Genomic DNA, 16,893 nt, shown 5'->3' on the forward strand with positions numbered 1-16,893 from the left:
GATCAACGCGCGAGCAAGCGCTGCGCGGCGAGGTGGTGCGGTCGGTCCAGCATGCGGCCGTCCAGTGCTAGCGCGCCCGCCGTGGGTGCTGCGTCGAACGCGGCAACGATGCGGCGCGCCTGCGCCAGCGCGGTCTCGCTCGGCGTGAAGGCGGCATGGATGGGCGCGATCTGGTCGGGGTGAATGGCGACCTTTCCCGAGAAGCCGTCGCGCTCGGCATCGTCCGCCTCCGCGCGCAGGCCGTCCGGGTTGCGGAAGTCCGTGTAGACAGCGTCGTAGGCTGGCACGCGCGCCGCGGTGGCGCCCAGCAGCGTGAGCGCGCGGGCCATCGCGTAAGGCGCGGTGTAGCGCTGCTGTGCGTCGCGGTTGGCCTTGGCGCCGATGTCGGCTGCCAGGTCCTCGCCGCCCCAGAACAGGCCGCATAGGCGCGGGCCGGCGTCGGCCGCATAGCTGCCCAGGTGGAACAGGCTGGCTGCAGTCTCGGTCACGATCGGCAGGATGCGCAGCGGTTCGGGCGCGGCCTCGCGTTCGGCAATCAGGGCGGCCAAACGGGCCACGTCACGGCCGCTCTCGCATTTGGGCAGCATCAGGCCATAGGGAGCTGCGGGCACGACGGCATTCAGGTCGTCCAGGACTTCGCCGGTCGACAGCGCGTTGACCCGTACGAACAGGCGCATGCGCTCGCGGTGGCGGGCCACGAAGTCGGCGCAGCGCCGGCGTGCCAGCGCCTTCTCGGCCGGCGGCACGGCATCTTCCAGGTCGAGAATCAGCGCATCGGCACCGCTGACTAGAGCCTTGTCGCACTTGCGGTCGTCTTGCGCGGGCACGAAAAGCAAGGATCGCATCGCCATGTCCTTCTTGGGCGCGCCTACCAGGCGCTGTCGAGCACACCGAGCAGGTCTGCCGCATCCCGCACAGGTCGCGGGTTGTCGCGCACGAACCAGTCGTCCATGGAGACCTCAGCCAATTCCGGCAGCGACGCCCGCGTGACGCCGATGTCGCGCAAGCGCTTGGGGCTCTCGAGCTGCGCGAACAGCTGCTCCATGCCATGCACGACGGCATCGGCTGCCGCGGCACCTCGTGCGGTCCGTCCGAAGGCCAGGGCCAGTTGCTCAAGACCCGCGACGGCGTGCTGGGCGTTGAAGCGTACGACATGCGGCAATACGATCGCGTTGGCCAGCCCGTTGTCGACATGGAAACGCGCGCTGACCGCATGGCCGAGCGGAATCGCGATGCCGGCGCCGGTGTAGTCCGTGCCGTGGCCGCACAGCAGCGATGCAAACATCAAAGCCTCGCGGCCCGCGGGCACCTCGGCATGAGGCAGGTGCTCCACGATCAGCCGCGTCGCATGCACCAGAAGTCCGTCCGAGAACGGATCGCCACGCAGGGACATCAGACCCTCGAGCGCCATCGCCAGCGTGTTCAGCGTCGCGCTGACGACCAGTGCGAGAGGCGGCGTCTGCAGCAGCGCAGGATGCACGAAGACCGCCTTGGCGCGCGTCTTCGGGTCGAACAGCGCGAGACGGCCGCCATCCGTGGGATCGAGCAGTGCACTACCCGCCTTCAGGGTTGCCGTGGTCGGCGTGGTGGGCACGACCAGCTGCGGCAACTTGGGCGCCAGCAGGCGCGGGCTGCGTAACACGCCATCGGCGCCGCGCTGCGTGCAGAGCTGCCGAGCGTCCGCCTGCTCGGCCAACAGAATGCTGGCGCCGCGTGCCGTGACCACCGCCGAGCCGCCACCCACGGCCACGACGGCGTCGGCGCCCAGGGCCTGCAGGTCGGCCGCCGCTGCCTGCACCGCATCCAGCGGACTGTGCGCGCGCACACAGGGCAGCACGCCGGCACCACGCTCGCCCAAGGCCTCTTGCAGCAGCGCCATCGCCGCCCCGTCACGCGCCAGCGATGCACCGCAGACGACAACCGCGCGCGTGCTGCCCAGTCGTGCCAGCTCGCCCTGCAGCGCATCGAGGCTGTTCGTTCCGTGGAACAACCTCAGCTCTGGCACCAGGTGCCGCAAGGGACTCGCCGTTGTGCCTGCGGTGCGAGCTTCTTCGGGCGGTTGGGCCAGGCTCATCAGAACGTGCCCTGCGACAGAAAGCCGTCGACGGGGTCGAAGCTCTCGACCAGCTTCTTGCCGACCAGGTCCTTGAGTGCCTCGGTCGCACCCCCGCCCAACGTGCCGTAGCGCACGCCGCGGTAGATGCGCGAGATCGGGTAGTCGTCCGTGAAGCCGTAGCCGCCATGTACCTGCAGAGCCTCGTTCGTCACACGGATCGCCATCTCGTTGACGAACATCTTGGCGATGGCGGCCTCGTGTGGGTCGGGGAAAGGGTTGGCCGTCAGCGCCGCGCGGTACAGCAGGCTGCGGCCAGCTTCGATGTCGCGGTACATGTCGGCCAGCTTCCACTGGATGCCCTGGAACTCGGACACGTGCTGCCCGCGGATGGTGCGCTCGCGCACATAGTTGATCGCCTCCTCGAAGGCAGCTTCGGCCATGCCCAGCGAGATGCTGGGGTTCAGGCAGCGCTGGGTGTTGAACGCGGTCAGCAGCTTCTTGAAGCCGCCTTGGCGCAGCAGCACGTTTTCGACCGGCACCTCGACCTGGTTGAACTGGATCTCGGCCAGGTACTCGCCGCCCATGGTGTGATAGCGGGCCGTGACCTCGAATCCAGGGCTGTCGCGGTTCACGAGCACGCAGCCGATGCCATCCCGGCCCGGCGTGCCGTCGATGCGCGTGAACACCACGAACCACTGCGCCTCGTTGGCTTTGCTGATGAGCGTCTTGACGCCCTGGACGATGGCGCGGTCTCCCTTGATGACGGTGTTGGTCCTGTAGTTCGGAACGTCGGTGCCGGCGTGCGGTTCGGTCATGCACACGGCCAGCGCGATCTCGCCGGTCGCAACCTTGGGAAGGATGTCCTGCTTCATCGGCTCGGGGGCATAGGTCGCGATCACGCGAGTCTGCACGCCCAGGCTGCTCATGACGCCCATGGCCGTGGGGTAGCAGTTCTTGGCAATTTCTTCCAGCACCAGTGCGGTGTCGAACACCGGCAGGTTGGAGCCGCCGTACTCCTCGGGAATCGACATGCCCAGCACGCCGATGGCGGCCAAGGCCTTCAAGTTCTCGGCCGGGTAGGTGCCGTCCAGGTACTTGATCGAGTGGCCTTTGAAATCCTTGGCCTTGCACAGGTTGCGCACGGCACCGATCAGGGCGCGCTGGTCTTCGGTCAACATCAATCTTTGGCTTGGCATGAGGGGTCCTTGGGGTGTCTGAACGATGCCCGCAGTGTCGAAGCTGGCCGCCGCCGCGTCCATGGCGATTGCCGAGAGCGTCTATGCTCGATTCGTGAAGCATCACAATCGACCGCTTCCACCGATGGAGACAAGCCCGTGATGATCGATCTCGTGCAGCTGCGCACATTCGTCGCCGTAGCCGAGGAGCGGCACCTGACGCGTGCCGCCGAGCGCCTGCACATCAGCCTGTCGGCCGCCAGCGCGCATGTGCGCGCGGTCGAGTCCACGCTGGACACGCAGCTGTTTGTACGCGCCAGCCGCCGGCTTGAACTGACGCGCGCAGGCGAACTTCTGTTGGGCCGGGCGAAGGCGGTGTTGAACGAAGCAACGCTGTTCTCGTCGTTTGCACGCGAACTCGGCGGCAAGGTCGAGGGACGCATCGTGGTGGCGTCCAGCAGCGACCCCTCGGCCAGCCGCATCGGCGAGGTGGCCAGTGCGCTGCGCGAACGGCACCCGCTGGTCAGCGCGGACCTGCGGGCACGCCCCTCCTCCGGCGCGCGCGAGGGCCTGAAGACCGGCGAGCTGGACATCGCGCTGCTGCTGGGCCGGCCGACCGACCCCAGCTTCAGCTGCTATGCATTGCAGACCTTCGCGTTCCGCGTGGCCGGGCCGGCCGCGTGGAAGCAGCGGATCGAAGAGGCCGACTGGCCGCACTGGCCGCCCTCCCCTGGGTCACGCCGACGGAGGGAAGTGCGGCCTACACCACCATGCTGCAGCAGATGTTCGGCGAGCGCGGGCTGGTACTGAATTCGGTAGCGACCTTCGACAACGCGCTGCTGGGCCGAGCGATGTTGGAGGCTGGCGTGGGCCTCGGTCTGGTGCGCGAAGACTACGCCCTGCAGGCCGAACGCCAAGGCAGCGTGGCGCTGTCGCCGCTGGCTCACGCGCAATACCCGAGCTACCTGGTGCACCTGGCGAGCCGGCGCGATGACCCGCTGATCCGTGCATTCCTGGAAGCGACCACCGACGTCTGGCCCGAACTGCGGCTCGCCAAACCGCTGGCCTGACCTGCGATCTGCGGCAATCGCGTAGCGATGGTCCCGCAATCGCGCATGGACTTGGCAGAGGGCCTGTTTTTAGACTGGCTCGTATGCAGCAGTGCCAACTTGAGCAACTCGATTTCGCCGACCTGGTCCGGCCCGGCGAAGTCATCGCCTGGCCGCAAGGTCCGGGCGAGCCGCTGGCGCTGACCGAGAGGCTCGCCGCACAGGGGCCGACGCTACAGCGCCCCACTCTGCTGTTCGGGCTGACGTACTCCGACACGCTTCAGCCCGCCCTGGCGCGTGACTTTGGTCTGCATGCGCTCAACGGCGCCGGCAACAGCCGCCGTGTGACCGCGCTGGCCGAGATCTTTCCGGCGCACCTCAGCGCACTGCCCGGACTCTTTCGCAGCGGTGGGTTGCGCGTGGATGTGTGCCTGGTGCAGGCCAGGCCGCTAGCCGACGGACGCTTCACGCTGGGTGTCATTTGCGACTTCACACGGGCCATGCTGCAGAAGGCGAGGCTGGTCGTCGCATTGTTGAACCCCGGCCTGCCCGCCTTGGAGGGTGACGCCATCGTCTCGGTGCAGGACATCGATCTGCTGGTCGACGGCGACGCCCGCATCCTTGACCTGCCGGACCCGGAGCCGTCGGCGGCAGAGCACGCCGTCGCACAGTGTGTGGCCGAACTGATCCCCGACCAGGCCACCGTGCAATTGGGCGTGGGCACTCTGCCGGCTGCCGTGGCACAGGCTTTGCGTGGCCATCATGGCCTGGGGCTGCACAGCGGCGTCGTGTCCGATGCGGTGATCGACCTGATCGAGCGCGGCGTGGTCACGAACGCGCACAAGGGGCTCGACGCTGGCCGCATCGTGACAGGCGGCCTGTTCGGCACGCAGCGCTTGCGCAGCTTCGCCGAACAGTCAGGCCTGTTCGACATGCGAAGCGCCGACTACACGCACCAGCTTTCCGTGATGGCCGGCCTCTCGAAGTTCCACACCATCAACTCGGGCATCGAGATCGACCTGAGCGGGCAAGTGAATGCCGAGGTGGCCGGCGGCCGCTACCTGGGCGCTGTCGGCGGCTACGTGGACTTCGTCCGCGGCGGCCAGGCCTCGCCCGGTGGCCGGTCCATCATCGCGTTCCCATCGACCACCCCCGACGGCCGGCATTCACGCATCGTCGCGAGCTTGGGCGAACGGCCCGTGACAGCGGCCCGGAGCGACGTGGACATCGTCGTCACGGAGCACGGCGTCGCACATCTGCGCGGCTGCTCGCTGGCCGAGCGCGAACGCCGCTTGATCGCCATCGCACACCCTGAGCACCGTGACGCACTGAAGCGCATCACACACCAGAAGAAGGACTCACTCCCATGAGCGAACAACGGGACGTAACCCTGGAGGACATGGACAACGGCATCTACCGCATCCGGCTGAACAGGCCAGAGCGGCTGAACGCGCTGGGCATGGACAGCGTCGTGGCGCTGAAAGCATGCGTGGCCGAGGCAGCGGCGCGGCACGCACGCGTGCTTCTCGTGCAAGGCACGGGACGAGCCTTCAGTGCCGGTGCCGATCTCAAAGAGCGCAAAGGCATGGACCTGGCAGGCAAGCTGGAGCACAACGCGCACATCCGCGCCGCGATCGATGCGCTGGGTACTGCGCGCTGCGTGACGGTGGCCGTGCTGAACGGCCTGGCCCTGGGCGGCGGCACCGAGCTTGCGCTGGCCTGCGACCTGCGCATTGCCGCCGCAGGCATCAGTCTCGGCTTGACCGAAAGCCGCATCGGTGCGTTCCCCGGCGCTGGCGGCACGCAGCGCTTGCCGCGCATCGTCGGGGTCAGCCGCGCCCTGCAGCTGATGCTGACGGGAGAGGCCGTCAGCAGCGAGTACGCCCTGTCGATCGGCCTTGTCAATGAGGTGGCCGCGGCAGAGGAACTGGACGCGCGTGCCGAAGCGTTGGCTCGTCTGCTCGCGGGCCGCTCCGCCACTGCGCTGGCGGCGATCAAGCGGCTCGTGCACCAGGGCATCGAGCTGCCGTTGCAGGCGGCATTGCAGCTGGAACGCGCCGCACTCCCCGAGATCCTGGGGTCGGCCGACTATGCGGAAGGGCTCGCCGCGTTCGCGGAGAAACGTGCACCGGTGTTCACGAGCGTGCTGCCGTAGCCGTTGCGTTCGTTCGCAAAAAGAGGTCGCCGCATCCCGAAAACAGCGATGGACTCTGGGCGTGCACCGTTCCTAGACTCGATTCGCAACACGCAAAACGAAGGAGACATTCATGACGCAATCAACCCAAACCCGACCCTGGCGGCGCACGATCCGGCTCTGTGCCGTGACCGCCGTCGTCACGACCCTGACGGCATGCGCAGGACCGCAAGGGACCCTGGGCAATGCCCTCGTCTACCGTCCAGGCCTGAAGGGTCTGGCGGCGATTCCACTGCCCGAACGCGATTTGCCGACTGCCGTGGCCGAGCCTTACTTCAAAGTTGGCGAAGGCGGCAACATGGCCCTGGAAGGGCCGGCCTTCGACCGGCAGGGCAACCTGTATTTCCTCGACATCTACGCGGGCAGAGTGCTGCGGCTGACGCCGGACCGTCAGCTGACGACGATCTACACGGAGAAGGACCTGCATCCGGCCGGCCTCGCGATCCACAAGGACGGACGCATCTTTGTCGCAGGCCTGGGGCCGATCGGCGCGAGCGGCACGTTCGAAGCCGGCACCGTCATCGCGCTGGATTCGAATGGCGGCAATCGACAAGTCATCGTGCCGCCTGCGAGCAAGTACCTGGCCGACGATCTGGCCTTCGACAGCGCGGGGGGCATCTACTTCACAGACTTCCGTGGCACTTCGACGCAGCCGGATGGCGGCGTGTACTACGTGCCTCCGAGTTCCCAGTCTGTCAGCGTCGTCATTCCCAAGCTCGGCGCTGCAAACGGCGTCGCCGTCAGCCCGGATGGCAAAGTGCTGTGGGCCTCCGAGTTCGCGACCGGACGCATCCATCGCGCCGACATGGCATCGCCCGGCGTGGTCGGGCGATGGGGGACGTCCATCCCGTACCAACTCATCGGCCGGGCGCCGGACTCCATGCGGACGGACGCGGACGGCAACCTGTACGTGGCCGCCTACCACCAAGGAAGACTGCTGGTGCTCAGCCCCGGCGGTGTTCCGATCGGGCAGATCCTCGTGCCGGGACGTGAGGACGACAAGTTTCTTAAAGTGACCAGCATGGCCTTCATTCCGGGGACCAACGAAATGGTCATCCTGGCGCGAGATGAACTCAAGAAGACGGGCGCGATGATCTTCAAGGCCAGAGGGTTCGCGAAGGGGCCGACCCTTTACTCTCACCAATGAGACATCGCGCCCTGGCGATGAAGAAAGGCCGCTCTTCGATCGTCCACGAAATCAGCAACTCGTGTCCAAGAAATGCCGATGGACCGCGCGTTTGCGAATTTCTAGACTGCATCTCGTGTACGAAGAGATCGGCTTCGTACCACTGCACTGGGTCAATGGGTTCGACCAGAACGTAAGGCCACTCAGAGCAAAGCCGGCCAATGAAAGCCGGAAGCTGAAGAAGACGCGGGGGTCGCCACGCCGGCGATCTCGAACGCACCGTCGCGAGTGCTGCCACCTTCCATTCTGGAACAAACCGGAGACATAGATCCATGAAAAAAACGCTGCTGGTGCTCGCCCTGCTCGGAGCGGTCACCACCACCCATGCCCAGTCGTCCGTGACGCTGCAAGGAACCGTCGACGTCGGACTGGCCTACTCCAAAGGCTCGCTCACCAGTCGCAAAGGATTGATCAGCGGCGGCAACGCGACCAGCAAGCTGATTTTCCGGGGCGTCGAAGACCTGGGTGGAGGTCTGTATGCCATGTTCTGGCTCGAGTCCGGACTCAACGCCGACGATGGTACCGGCCAGCCAACGAACATCAACAATCAACCGACGGGTGCGACCGCCAGTGGCTTGATGACCTTCAACCGCCGGTCGATCGTCGGGCTCGGTGGATCCTGGGGCGAGATGCATCTTGGACGCGATTGGTCGCCCAGCTACGAGACATTCGTCAGCAAGTTCGATCCGTTCGCATTGGCAGTGGGACTCGGCATCAATTACTCGGGCAGCATCAATCCGAACCAGATTCGGGCTTCGAACACCATCTCCTACCTCACACCCAAAGTCCTCGGGGGGTTCGGCCTCAATGTCCAGCACTGGTTCGGCGAGAACACCAGCGGAACACCCACCGAACGCAACGGCACGGGCAGCGGGGTGCGATTGACCTACGACAGCGGCCCGATCAATGCAGCCGCGACGTTCATGCAGACTTCGTATGCCACCGGGGATGCCATCTACCGCAATATCGCTGGTGCGTATGACTTCGAGGTCGCCAGGCTCTCCTTCAATGTGAACCACGACCAGCAAGGCCAGCTCAAGCAATCCGGCTGGCTGGTGGGGCTGACAGTGCCGGTGGGGGTGACGCTGCTCAAGGCGTCCTATTCGACGATCCGGACCAAGCAAACGGGCCAGGACCCCGAAGGCAGGAAGCTGGCAATCGGAGCGGTCTACAACCTTTCGAAGCGAACTGCCCTCTATTCGACCATTGCGACGATCCGCAACAGCGGCGGTGCGAGGTACGCCACCGTCAACGCCACCACAGCGCCCAACCGATCCTCCACCGGCATCGACCTGGGAATTCGTCACAACTTCTGAGGCCCCACGGGCCGTACACACCACCTCGAAGGACCTTTGCACATGCATCGCAGCAGCAGGGAAATCGGCCGGCAGATCATGAACGAGCTCATGGGAGAGGGCTACGTGGAAGGCAAGGACAAGAAAGCCAATGCCTTCACGGCCGTGCTCAACGAGTATTCGGAGGAGGTGTGCTTCGGAAGGATATGGGCACGCGAAGGCATCGATCGGAAGCTGCGCAGCATTCTCAACATCGCCATGCTGACAGCGCTGAATCGACCCGTGCAGCTGCGTCACCACCTGGAAGGTGCCCTCAACAACGGTGTCACAGTGAACGAGTTGCGCGAAATTCTCCTGCACACGGCTGTGTACTGCGGGCTACCGGCAGCAGGCGAGGCGTTCAAAGTGGCTGAAGAGGTCTTGAAGAGCCGCCAACTCATCGACTGAAACGTCGTTGACATGCCTGCCTCCGGCTCAACGCCCTACGCGCGCCTGCAACGCTGCCAGATAGCGGTCGGCCTGGATTTTCACTTCGTGCAGTGCGCCCGCAATCCTGCTCAGGTCCGCCTCGAATAGCTCCACCGAAGCGGCGCCCACGTTCTCTTCCAGCCGATTCAGCTTGGTGGTGCCCGGGATCGGCACGATCCACGGCTTGCGAGCCAGCAGCCAGGCGAGTGCGATCTGTGCGGCCGTCACGCCCTTGTCTTTGGCAATCTGGCCGAGCAGGTCCACCAGGGCCTGGTTCGCCTTGATCGCCGCCGGCGCGAAGCGCGGCACCTTGCTGCGGAAGTCGTCACTGCCGAAGGTTGCGCCCTCTTTGATGGCGCCCGTGAGGAAGCCCTTGCCCAAGGGACTGAAGGGCACGAAGCCGATGCCGAGCTCCTCCAGAGTCGGCAGGATCTCGCCTTCGGGCTCGCGCCACCACAACGAGTATTCGCTTTGCAGCGCGGTAACGGACTGCACCGCATGCGCGCGCCGGATGGTCTGTGCACCCGCTTCGGACAATCCGAAATGCTTGACCTTGCCCTCGGCGATCAGGTCCTTGACTGTGCCCGCCACATCCTCGATCGGCACATCGGGATCGACGCGATGCTGGTAGAGCAAGTCGATCACGCCGGTTCTCAGGCGCATTAGCGAGCCTTCCACCGCCCGCCTGATGTGTTCCGGCCGGCTGTTGAGGATCTGCTGCCGGTTGTCGTCGCCGAAAGTGAAGCCGAACTTGGTGGCGATCACCACCTGGTCGCGCACCGGGGCGAGCGCCTCGCCGACGACTTCCTCGTTCAGGTAGGGGCCGTACACCTCGGCCGTATCGAAGAATGGCCTCTCTTGAATTTCGAGTGGGTAAGATTTCGCCTGGCTGAACTCTGCGAGGGGTTGTGCGATGACTGCCAAGCTGTTCGAAGCGGCGCTCGGGATTGCTGCGCCCTGGTCGGTGAATTCGGTTGAGTTCGACGAAGGCGCCAAGCTGCTGACCGTGTTGGTCGACTTCGAACCCGGAACCCACTTCGCAGTTGCCGGGTATGAGGGTACGCACCCCGTGCATGACACGGTGGCAAAGACCTATCGACACCTGAACTTCTTCCAGCACGAGTGCCACCTGCACGTGCGCACGCCACGCGTCAAGCTGCCCAACGGCTCGGTTCGCCTGGTCGAGCCCGATTTCGCCGGACGCCTGTCGGGCTTCACGCTGCTGTTCGAGGCACTTGTCCTGATGCTGGCGCAGCAGATGCCTTTTGCGGCGGTTGCACGCATCGTGGGCGAGTCCGCCTATCGGGTCATGGAAGTTTGCAATCGCTACGTCGAGATGGCGTTGGGGCTGGCCGACTTCAGCGATGTCACTGCGCTGGCCATCGACGAGACCTCGCGTGCCCGGGGGCACGACTACGTGACCTTGGCCGCCGACGCAGTCGCCCGCCGAGTGCTCTTCGTCACCGAGGGCCGCGACGCCCAAGCCATAGCGGCACTGGCCTGCGATCTCGAGGCTCATGGCTGTCCGCCGCAGCAGATCAGCTCGGTGAGCATCGACATGTCCCCGGCCTTCATCAAGGGCGTGAGCGAGGAGTTGCCCAACGCTCAGATCACGTTCGACAAGTTCCACGTCATCTGGCACGCCAACACCGCAGTGGACAAGACACGGCGCATCGAACAGCGTACCGACAGGTCCCTCAAGGGCATGCGCTGGACGCTGCTCAAGGCAGCGCAGCTACAGCCTCACGCCCGAGGCCGCCGCCGATCTCTACGCATTGATCACACAGCCGAGCCTCAAACGCACGGCCCGAGCTTGGCTCTACAAGGAGCAGCTGCGAGAGATCCTGGAGCGCAGGCAGGTCAACGTGATGCGCGCCATGCTTCGGTACTGGAGCACCTGCGTCATGCGCTCGAAGGTCCAGCCGATGAAAGAAGTTGCCGCGCTCGTGCGCCGCCACATGGACGGCATCGTGGCCTGGTCGCAGACGCGTCAGACCAACGGCTTTCTCGAGGCCATCAACGGCCTGTTCCAGGCTGCCAAGCGTCGCGCCCGCGGCTTCGTGCGCCTGTCCACTATCAAGACGGTCATCTTCCTGATCGCCGGCAAGCTCGACTTCCAAGCCATCAACCCTCACGCTGGGCAACCCACTTGATTTTTAACAGAGCCGAAGAATGTGACGCCTCGATCGACTGCAGTGCGAATCAAGGCGATCGCCTGCCGGCTGTCCGTGGCCGGGCCGTAGCCATGGCTCAGGCCCATGCACCCCAGGCCGAGGGCCGAGACTTCGAGATTGCTTTTTCCAAGTTTGCGTTTTTGCATGGCTCAATTCTGGTGATCGCCCCCCGCTACGACTAGATGGCAGAATTGGCAAAGACTTGTGAGGAGCCCTCATCAATGAGCATATTTGTAGGCCAGAGAGCTTGGCCCGCCCAAGAACCCTTCGCTCCGGGGGCCTTCGCAGCGCGTTCCGCCTCTATTGGATCTCACCAAGCGTCGAGCCCTACGCGAACCGCCTCGATGGCCTGTTCGGGAAACGCGCTTGAGCCACGAAGCAAGTTGACGGTACGCACCGTCCGGCCCCGCTCCTGGCAAGGCACATTGAGCGCGAAGAACAGGTCGAGCGCCTCCAAGGTCTTGTAGTCCTCGAAAGCCGAACGGAACTCCGCTCTCGTCTGCGAACGGAACACTTGGCCGCCAAAGATCACGTGGTTGGCCCACGAACTGCTCATCAGGCGCTTGACGCCGGCGCTTGGATAGTTCGTCTCGTCTGTGGAAAAGCTGCGCCTGACCAGGTTTTCGCTCCAGTCCACTTCGAGAACCGTCATCAGATCGAAGTCCAATCGCAGCGCCAAGCGCCTGGCGAAATCAGACCAGTCCCGCTGGGAAGTCATGCGCGGCTCGCCAGAACGTTTGATGACGGCTCCGACTCGGCAGCGGCACTCGCCTTCGCGCGTCGCGGGGCAGAGTCCGCTCGCGCCTTCTGATTCACGCTCTGAAATGCACCTTCCGGCCTGAGCTGCATGATCGCGATCAAGCTGATCGCGATGACGAACTCACGCAGCGAAGCGACCTGCACGGCGGTCAGGGCGGGAACAACGGCCGCAACGAATCGTGTCGACTCCAGCAAGGCGACGACGGCCAGCGAACCGACGATGGCTCCGATCACGCGCGTGTAGCCGCCGGCCGTCGCCGCGAGGAAGATGTAGATGGTCAGGAGCGGCACGAAGCCATCGGGCGCGATGTAGCTGGTGAGGTGGGCATAGATGCCACCCGCGATGCCAGACAGCGCAGCGCCCACGAAGAAGGTCTTGAGCTTGAGTTGCAACACCGCCTTTCCCGCCACAGCCGCCACCTGTTCGTCGTCGCGCACGGCCCTGAGCGCACGCCCATAGGGCGACCTGAACAGCCGGGTGAGGCAGAGCGCGGTGGCGCCAACGATCGCCCAGACCAGAAGCAGATAGAACCAGGGGTGTGCTGCACCGAGTTCGAACTTGAGCGGCGAACGGATGCCCGAGAGACCGTCGCTGCCTCCGGTAAGCCATTTTTCATTGGTCGCCACGAGCCGGATAACTTCGGCGAAGCCCAGCGAGACGATCGCCAGGTAGTCCCCGCGCAGCGGTCGCGTCACGTACGACAGGACGACTCCGACCGCGCCGGCCATCAGGGCCGCACACACGAGAGAGATGCCGATCGGAACGCCGGCGCTCGAAAGCAACGCGGAGGTGTACGCACCGACGGCATAAAAGCCGACCAAGCCGAGATTCACCATGCCGCCCTGCCCCCAGATCGTCACCAATCCGAGGGATAACAGGGCATAGATGCCGGCCAGGGTGGCCATGAACACGAGGTATGAAGTCATTCGCGAACTCCAGACGCGCCAGCGAACAGTCCGCTGGGACGCACCAACAGAACCAGCAGGATCGCCACGAACGCCGTCGCCGACTGGTAGACCGGAGAAATGGCCAGCAGCGCAAGCTCGCTGACCACGCCGATGAGGAGCGCCCCAAGCACTGCGCCGGTGAGGCTCGTCAGCCCACCGAGCACGCTCGCCGAAAAGATGATCAACAGAAGGCGGGAACCCGTGGACGGGTCGACACTGGTGTCTATGGCGAGCAACGCCCCACCCGTGCCGGCAAGCCCCATGCCGATGAACGTCGCGAGGTTTGACAGCCTTGCCGGATCTATCCCCTTGAGGCGGGCCAGATCGGGGTTGTCGGCCACGGCGCGCATCGCCTTCCCGACGCGCGTGACGGTGAAGAACACCGCCAGCACCATGGCAATGGCCAGGGCGATGCCGAGGTTGTGCATCTGCTGCGGACCGATCCGAATGCCACCGAACTGCACATCGCGTGCGATGGGCATCTCGAAGCTGTTCAGGTCGCTGCCGAAGCCGAAGCGCAGTGCGTTTTCCAGCGCGAGGTTCAGCGCAATAGACACGATGGCCACCATCAGCGGTGTATGAGCCGACACCTTGCGGCGCATGGGAACGAGTGCCAGGCGATCGCCGACGACGCCCACCAGCCCGGCCATCGCGAATGCCACCACCAGGACGGGAACGAGGGGCCAGTGCAGATGGCTGTTGACCAGCCACCCTGCGTAGGCGCCCACCGTCATCTGAGCGGCGATGCTGAAGTTGATGAAACCAAGCACGCTGAAGATGAGCGTCAGGCCCAGGGCGGGCAGGGCCACGACCGCCCCCATCACCAACCCATTGGCCAAGTGCTGAACGATATCGGAGAACATCTCGATCCTTTGGCTAGCCTCAAGCCACCTTGGTCACTGCGAGCTTGCCCTTCTGGATCTGCTCGTAGCGGAAGAAGACGCCCTTGACGTCACCGTTGTCGGCGAAATCGAGCGGCCCGCTGGCCCCATCGAAGTTGATGCGGCCTCCTGCGCTCAGAAGCTTCAGCCCGTCGGCAGCGTTGTCGACAACCTTGCCCTGAGGCGACTGGGAGACGCCGCGCAGGTTGTCCCGCACAGTGGTTCCGTTGGCCTCGCCGGACGGTGCGCTGGCGAGCGCGAGCGCGACGAGATTTACGTGGTCGTAGACTTGACAGGAATAACTGTCGAGCGCGTCGATCTTCATCTTCGCGACCAGCCGCTTGTAGGCACCTGCAGCAACGGCCGCCGACGGGACCAGCGAGTAGGCGCCCTCTCCGACTTCGGCGGGCACCGCCTCCACGAGCTTTTGGTTGATGCCGAAAGAGAAGCCGATGCGCTTGCCGTCGTAGCCGGCACGATAGAGGTCCTTCAGCACGACCGACGTGTCGGGGACATAGCCGCCGAGCACGATCACATCCGGCTTGGTGCGCAGCGCCTGGTCGACTTCGGAACGGTAGCTGGACTTTTTGTCTTCGTAGATCAGACCCGCGCCGGCGCCGCCGGCGCGCGAGAAGATGCCCGAGATGATGTCGATATACGACTGCGCAAACGGCGTTTGGGGCCCAAGGAAGAACATCTTCTTGCAGCCGAGTTCCACGCCGAGGTCGCCCACCCGCGTGCCCTGCAGCGTCACGGTCGGTGAAGTGCGGAAGACATAGCCCTGATGAGGAAGCTTCGTGATGCTGTCTGCGCCCGACGCGGTGGCCAGGACAGTCCTGCTCTCCCAGCACAAGGGCGCGATGGCCGAGGTCACCGAGGACGCATAGGATCCGCCGATGGCCACGACCCGGTCGACGTCGATCAGCTTGCGTGCAGCGCGCACGGCCGCCTCCGGGTTGCTCTGATCATCCTCGATGACGACTTCCACGCGGCGTCCGTTGACGCCACCGGCTGCGTTGATCTCCTCCGCGGCGATCTGGGCCGCCCGGCTCATGGTCGCGCCGAACTGACTCGTGGCACCGGTTAGAGGGATCAGGATGCCGATCCTGATCGGCTCCTTGTTCTGAGCCCAAAGGAGCGGGTGAGCCGCCCCCAGGGCTGCCGCGGCGCTTGTACATAGGAAAGATCTTCTGCTAGTCATGGACATGCTCCAGGAAAGTTGAATCAGTGAATCTGTGCGCCGCCGAGAAACAGATGACGAACCTCGTCATCCGCCAACAGCTCCGCGGCACTAGCGTCCCTGAGCTTTCGCCCAGCGACAAGAACAAGGCCCCGCGTGCCGTACTCGAGGGCAAGCAACGCGTTCTGCTCGACCATCAGAATCGCGAGGCCTTGGCCCGCCAGCTCGCGGATCAGGTCGAAGACTTCGTCGGCTGCGGCGGGCGAAAGCCCCGCTGTCGGCTCGTCCAAGAGCAGCACGTGCGGCTGCGTCATCAGGGCGATCGCCATCGCAAGCACCTGTCGCTGGCCTCCAGACAGATTGCCGGCCTTGTGCTTCAGGCGCGGCTTCAACAGCGGAAAGCGCTCGAGCTGCGCCTCGACCCGGGACTTGAGTTCTGCGCGCACCAGGTAGCCGCCCATCTCGAGGTTCTCTCTGACTGAAAGGCTCTGGAAGACGTTGCGCTCCTGCGGCACGAAACTGAGGCCGTGTTCGCAGGCGTCCTGTGCGCTGCCCGGCACAAGATGACGGCCATCGATCTCCACATGGCCTGTCTTGGGCTTGAGAAGACCCGCAACGAGCTTCAGGAACGTCGACTTGCCAGCACCGTTGGGGCCGATGATCACGGCAAGATCGCTTGCCTTCACTTCGAGATCGATGCCCTTGACGATCTCATCCGCGCTGCCGTAGCCGCCGCGGATATCACCGACATTCAGAGTCGTCATGCGCGGCTCCTCCCAAGGTAAGAAGATTGGACGCGGCGGTCCGACGTGACCTGGTCGAAGCTGCCGTGCGTCAGGTACTTGCCTTCGGCCATCACGATCACTTCTTCGCAAAGCCGCTTGATGAGCGCCATCTCGTGTTCGATCAGAAGGATCGCGATGCCTTCGGCCTTCACCGCTTCGAGCTGGTCCGCGATTTCACCCACGAGCGTGGGATTGACGCCGGCCATGGGCTCGTCGAGCAGGATCATCTCGGGCTCGGCCAGCAGCGCTCGCCCGATCTCCAGAAGCTTCTTCTGGCCACCGGACAATGCCGGCACGAGGTTGTCGAGAACGCCGTTCAGGCGAAGCCTGTGCGCCATGGCCCACACCTTTTCCCGCAACTCTTCCTCATGCGCCTTGACCGCTGCACCACTCACGAGTCCTGCCAGGAAGCCCTCCCCCGCCTGCCTGGGTCCGTAGAGCATCAGATGCTCGAAAACCGTCATGCGAGGACAACCACGCGCAAGTTGGAAGGTGCGGATCAGTCCGGCGCGGGAGATGCGCTCGGGTCGCTTTCCGGCAATGTCCACGCCGTTGAAAACGATGCGTCCGGTCGCCTGGGGCAGCAGGCCGGTAACGGCATTGAAAAGGGTGGTCTTGCCCGCGCCGTTCGGCCCGATCAGGCCGGTGGTCTTCCCGCGCGCTACGTTGAAACTTGCGCCAGCAAGCGCATGCAAGCCGCCGAAGGTCGCACGCAGGTCGGAAATTTCGAGGAGCGTCGTCAT

At 64.8% G+C, this 16,893-nt stretch carries 17 protein-coding genes and 2 pseudogenes; 8 read left to right on the forward strand and 11 right to left on the reverse strand.

What is annotated here, in order from left to right:
- Window positions 1-2: 2 nt before the first annotated feature.
- The 3 genes from GXN78_RS03025 to GXN78_RS03035 all read right to left on the reverse strand — a co-directional run bounded on the left by GXN78_RS03025 (window position 3) and on the right by GXN78_RS03035 (window position 3,234).
- Window positions 3-845, reverse strand: coding sequence for a CoA ester lyase (locus GXN78_RS03025; protein WP_106561282.1), 843 nt, complete (start codon window positions 843-845; stop codon window positions 3-5).
- A gap of 23 nt (window positions 846-868) precedes the next feature.
- Window positions 869-1,990: an iron-containing alcohol dehydrogenase family protein gene (locus GXN78_RS03030; RefSeq protein ID WP_239142586.1), complete on the reverse strand. Its 1,122-nt coding sequence runs from the start codon at window positions 1,988-1,990 to the stop codon at window positions 869-871.
- A gap of 83 nt (window positions 1,991-2,073) precedes the next feature.
- Window positions 2,074-3,234, reverse strand: a complete 1,161-nt coding sequence (locus tag GXN78_RS03035) for an acyl-CoA dehydrogenase family protein (RefSeq protein WP_106561275.1) — start codon at window positions 3,232-3,234, stop codon at window positions 2,074-2,076.
- 159 nt (window positions 3,235-3,393) lie between these two features.
- Here GXN78_RS03035 and GXN78_RS03040 point away from each other — a divergent pair, with 159 nt between their 5' ends.
- The 7 genes from GXN78_RS03040 to GXN78_RS03065 all read left to right on the forward strand — a co-directional run bounded on the left by GXN78_RS03040 (window position 3,394) and on the right by GXN78_RS03065 (window position 9,402).
- A complete protein-coding gene (locus GXN78_RS03040) occupies window positions 3,394-4,041 on the forward strand; it encodes a LysR family transcriptional regulator (protein ID WP_258187302.1) in 648 nt (215 codons plus the stop codon).
- On the forward strand, window positions 3,948-4,301 hold the full coding sequence (locus tag GXN78_RS41880; RefSeq protein ID WP_258187303.1) for a substrate-binding domain-containing protein: 354 nt from the start codon (window positions 3,948-3,950) through the stop codon (window positions 4,299-4,301). Before GXN78_RS03040 ends, GXN78_RS41880 begins: the two co-directional genes overlap by 94 nt.
- An 83-nt stretch (window positions 4,302-4,384) precedes the next feature.
- Window positions 4,385-5,650 (forward strand): acetyl-CoA hydrolase/transferase C-terminal domain-containing protein, encoded by a 1,266-nt coding sequence (locus GXN78_RS03045; RefSeq protein ID WP_106561276.1) that lies wholly within the window; start codon window positions 4,385-4,387, stop codon window positions 5,648-5,650.
- A gap of 29 nt (window positions 5,651-5,679) precedes the next feature.
- Window positions 5,680-6,435 (forward strand): enoyl-CoA hydratase-related protein, encoded by a 756-nt coding sequence (locus GXN78_RS03050; RefSeq protein ID WP_164255354.1) that lies wholly within the window; start codon window positions 5,680-5,682, stop codon window positions 6,433-6,435.
- 112 nt (window positions 6,436-6,547) lie between these two features.
- Window positions 6,548-7,621, forward strand: a complete 1,074-nt coding sequence (locus tag GXN78_RS03055; RefSeq protein WP_106561278.1) for an SMP-30/gluconolactonase/LRE family protein — start codon at window positions 6,548-6,550, stop codon at window positions 7,619-7,621.
- A gap of 311 nt (window positions 7,622-7,932) precedes the next feature.
- Complete coding sequence (locus GXN78_RS03060) at window positions 7,933-8,976, forward strand: porin (protein WP_106561279.1); 1,044 nt, start codon at window positions 7,933-7,935, stop codon at window positions 8,974-8,976.
- Window positions 8,977-9,018: 42 nt separating this feature from the next.
- Complete coding sequence (locus GXN78_RS03065; protein WP_106561280.1) at window positions 9,019-9,402, forward strand: carboxymuconolactone decarboxylase family protein; 384 nt, start codon at window positions 9,019-9,021, stop codon at window positions 9,400-9,402.
- Window positions 9,403-9,429: 27 nt separating this feature from the next.
- Here the strand turns inward: GXN78_RS03065 and GXN78_RS03070 are convergent, their stop codons facing one another.
- Window positions 9,430-10,287 carry an aldo/keto reductase gene (locus GXN78_RS03070; RefSeq protein WP_239142789.1) on the reverse strand — a complete coding sequence of 286 codons (858 nt, stop codon included), beginning with the start codon at window positions 10,285-10,287 and terminating at the stop codon, window positions 9,430-9,432.
- Between the two features lie 49 nt (window positions 10,288-10,336).
- On the opposite strand from GXN78_RS03070, the pseudogene GXN78_RS03075 reads away from it, so the two are divergent.
- A pseudogene (locus tag GXN78_RS03075) lies at window positions 10,337-11,576 on the forward strand (ISL3 family transposase).
- Between the two features lie 14 nt (window positions 11,577-11,590).
- Here the strand turns inward: GXN78_RS03075 and GXN78_RS03080 are convergent.
- From GXN78_RS03080 to GXN78_RS03110, 7 genes and pseudogenes are all read right to left on the reverse strand, one after another.
- Window positions 11,591-11,743 (reverse strand): annotated as a pseudogene (locus tag GXN78_RS03080) (aldo/keto reductase); the annotation flags it as partial.
- A 164-nt stretch (window positions 11,744-11,907) separates the two neighbouring features.
- Window positions 11,908-12,315 carry a hypothetical protein gene (locus GXN78_RS03085; protein ID WP_106561412.1) on the reverse strand — a complete coding sequence of 136 codons (408 nt, stop codon included), beginning with the start codon at window positions 12,313-12,315 and terminating at the stop codon, window positions 11,908-11,910.
- On the reverse strand, window positions 12,312-13,262 hold the full coding sequence (locus GXN78_RS03090; RefSeq protein WP_239142790.1) for a branched-chain amino acid ABC transporter permease: 951 nt from the start codon (window positions 13,260-13,262) through the stop codon (window positions 12,312-12,314). The genes GXN78_RS03085 and GXN78_RS03090 overlap by 4 nt, the downstream gene beginning before the upstream one ends.
- Before the next feature lie 17 nt (window positions 13,263-13,279).
- A complete protein-coding gene (locus tag GXN78_RS03095) occupies window positions 13,280-14,167 on the reverse strand; it encodes a branched-chain amino acid ABC transporter permease (RefSeq protein ID WP_106561410.1) in 888 nt (295 codons plus the stop codon).
- A gap of 19 nt (window positions 14,168-14,186) precedes the next feature.
- On the reverse strand, window positions 14,187-15,392 hold the full coding sequence (locus GXN78_RS03100; RefSeq protein ID WP_106561409.1) for an ABC transporter substrate-binding protein: 1,206 nt from the start codon (window positions 15,390-15,392) through the stop codon (window positions 14,187-14,189).
- Window positions 15,393-15,409: 17 nt separating this feature from the next.
- On the reverse strand, window positions 15,410-16,129 hold the full coding sequence (locus tag GXN78_RS03105) for an ABC transporter ATP-binding protein (protein ID WP_106561408.1): 720 nt from the start codon (window positions 16,127-16,129) through the stop codon (window positions 15,410-15,412).
- Entirely contained in the window at window positions 16,126-16,893 is a 768-nt protein-coding gene (locus GXN78_RS03110; RefSeq protein ID WP_106561407.1) for an ABC transporter ATP-binding protein, read from the reverse strand. Before GXN78_RS03110 ends, GXN78_RS03105 begins: the two co-directional genes overlap by 4 nt.

It is taken from the genome of Variovorax sp. WS11 (assembly GCF_010499245.1).
In the GTDB taxonomy this organism is placed as follows: Bacteria; Pseudomonadota; Gammaproteobacteria; order Burkholderiales; family Burkholderiaceae_C; genus Variovorax.

Bases quoted from the DNA above. Each gene is read 5' to 3' on its own strand.
- GXN78_RS03045 (WP_106561276.1), top strand. From the start codon at position 4,385: ATGCAGCAGTGCCAACTTGAGCAACTCGATTTCGCCGACCTGGTCCGG.
- GXN78_RS03090 (WP_239142790.1), bottom strand. From the start codon at position 13,262: ATGGCCACCCTGGCCGGCATCTATGCCCTGTTATCCCTCGGATTGGTG.
- GXN78_RS03105 (WP_106561408.1), bottom strand. From the start codon at position 16,129: ATGACGACTCTGAATGTCGGTGATATCCGCGGCGGCTACGGCAGCGCG.
- GXN78_RS03065 (WP_106561280.1), top strand. From the start codon at position 9,019: ATGCATCGCAGCAGCAGGGAAATCGGCCGGCAGATCATGAACGAGCTC.
- GXN78_RS03035 (WP_106561275.1), bottom strand. From the start codon at position 3,234: ATGTTGACCGAAGACCAGCGCGCCCTGATCGGTGCCGTGCGCAACCTG.
- GXN78_RS03060 (WP_106561279.1), top strand. From the start codon at position 7,933: ATGAAAAAAACGCTGCTGGTGCTCGCCCTGCTCGGAGCGGTCACCACC.
- GXN78_RS03085 (WP_106561412.1), bottom strand. From the start codon at position 12,315: ATGACTTCCCAGCGGGACTGGTCTGATTTCGCCAGGCGCTTGGCGCTG.
- GXN78_RS03095 (WP_106561410.1), bottom strand. From the start codon at position 14,167: ATGTTCTCCGATATCGTTCAGCACTTGGCCAATGGGTTGGTGATGGGG.
- GXN78_RS03110 (WP_106561407.1), bottom strand. From the start codon at position 16,893: ATGACGACGCTCCTCGAAATTTCCGACCTGCGTGCGACCTTCGGCGGC.
- GXN78_RS03050 (WP_164255354.1), top strand. From the start codon at position 5,680: ATGGACAACGGCATCTACCGCATCCGGCTGAACAGGCCAGAGCGGCTG.
- GXN78_RS03025 (WP_106561282.1), bottom strand. From the start codon at position 845: ATGCGATCCTTGCTTTTCGTGCCCGCGCAAGACGACCGCAAGTGCGAC.
- GXN78_RS03055 (WP_106561278.1), top strand. From the start codon at position 6,548: ATGACGCAATCAACCCAAACCCGACCCTGGCGGCGCACGATCCGGCTC.
- GXN78_RS03040 (WP_258187302.1), top strand. From the start codon at position 3,394: ATGATCGATCTCGTGCAGCTGCGCACATTCGTCGCCGTAGCCGAGGAG.
- GXN78_RS03100 (WP_106561409.1), bottom strand. From the start codon at position 15,392: ATGTCCATGACTAGCAGAAGATCTTTCCTATGTACAAGCGCCGCGGCA.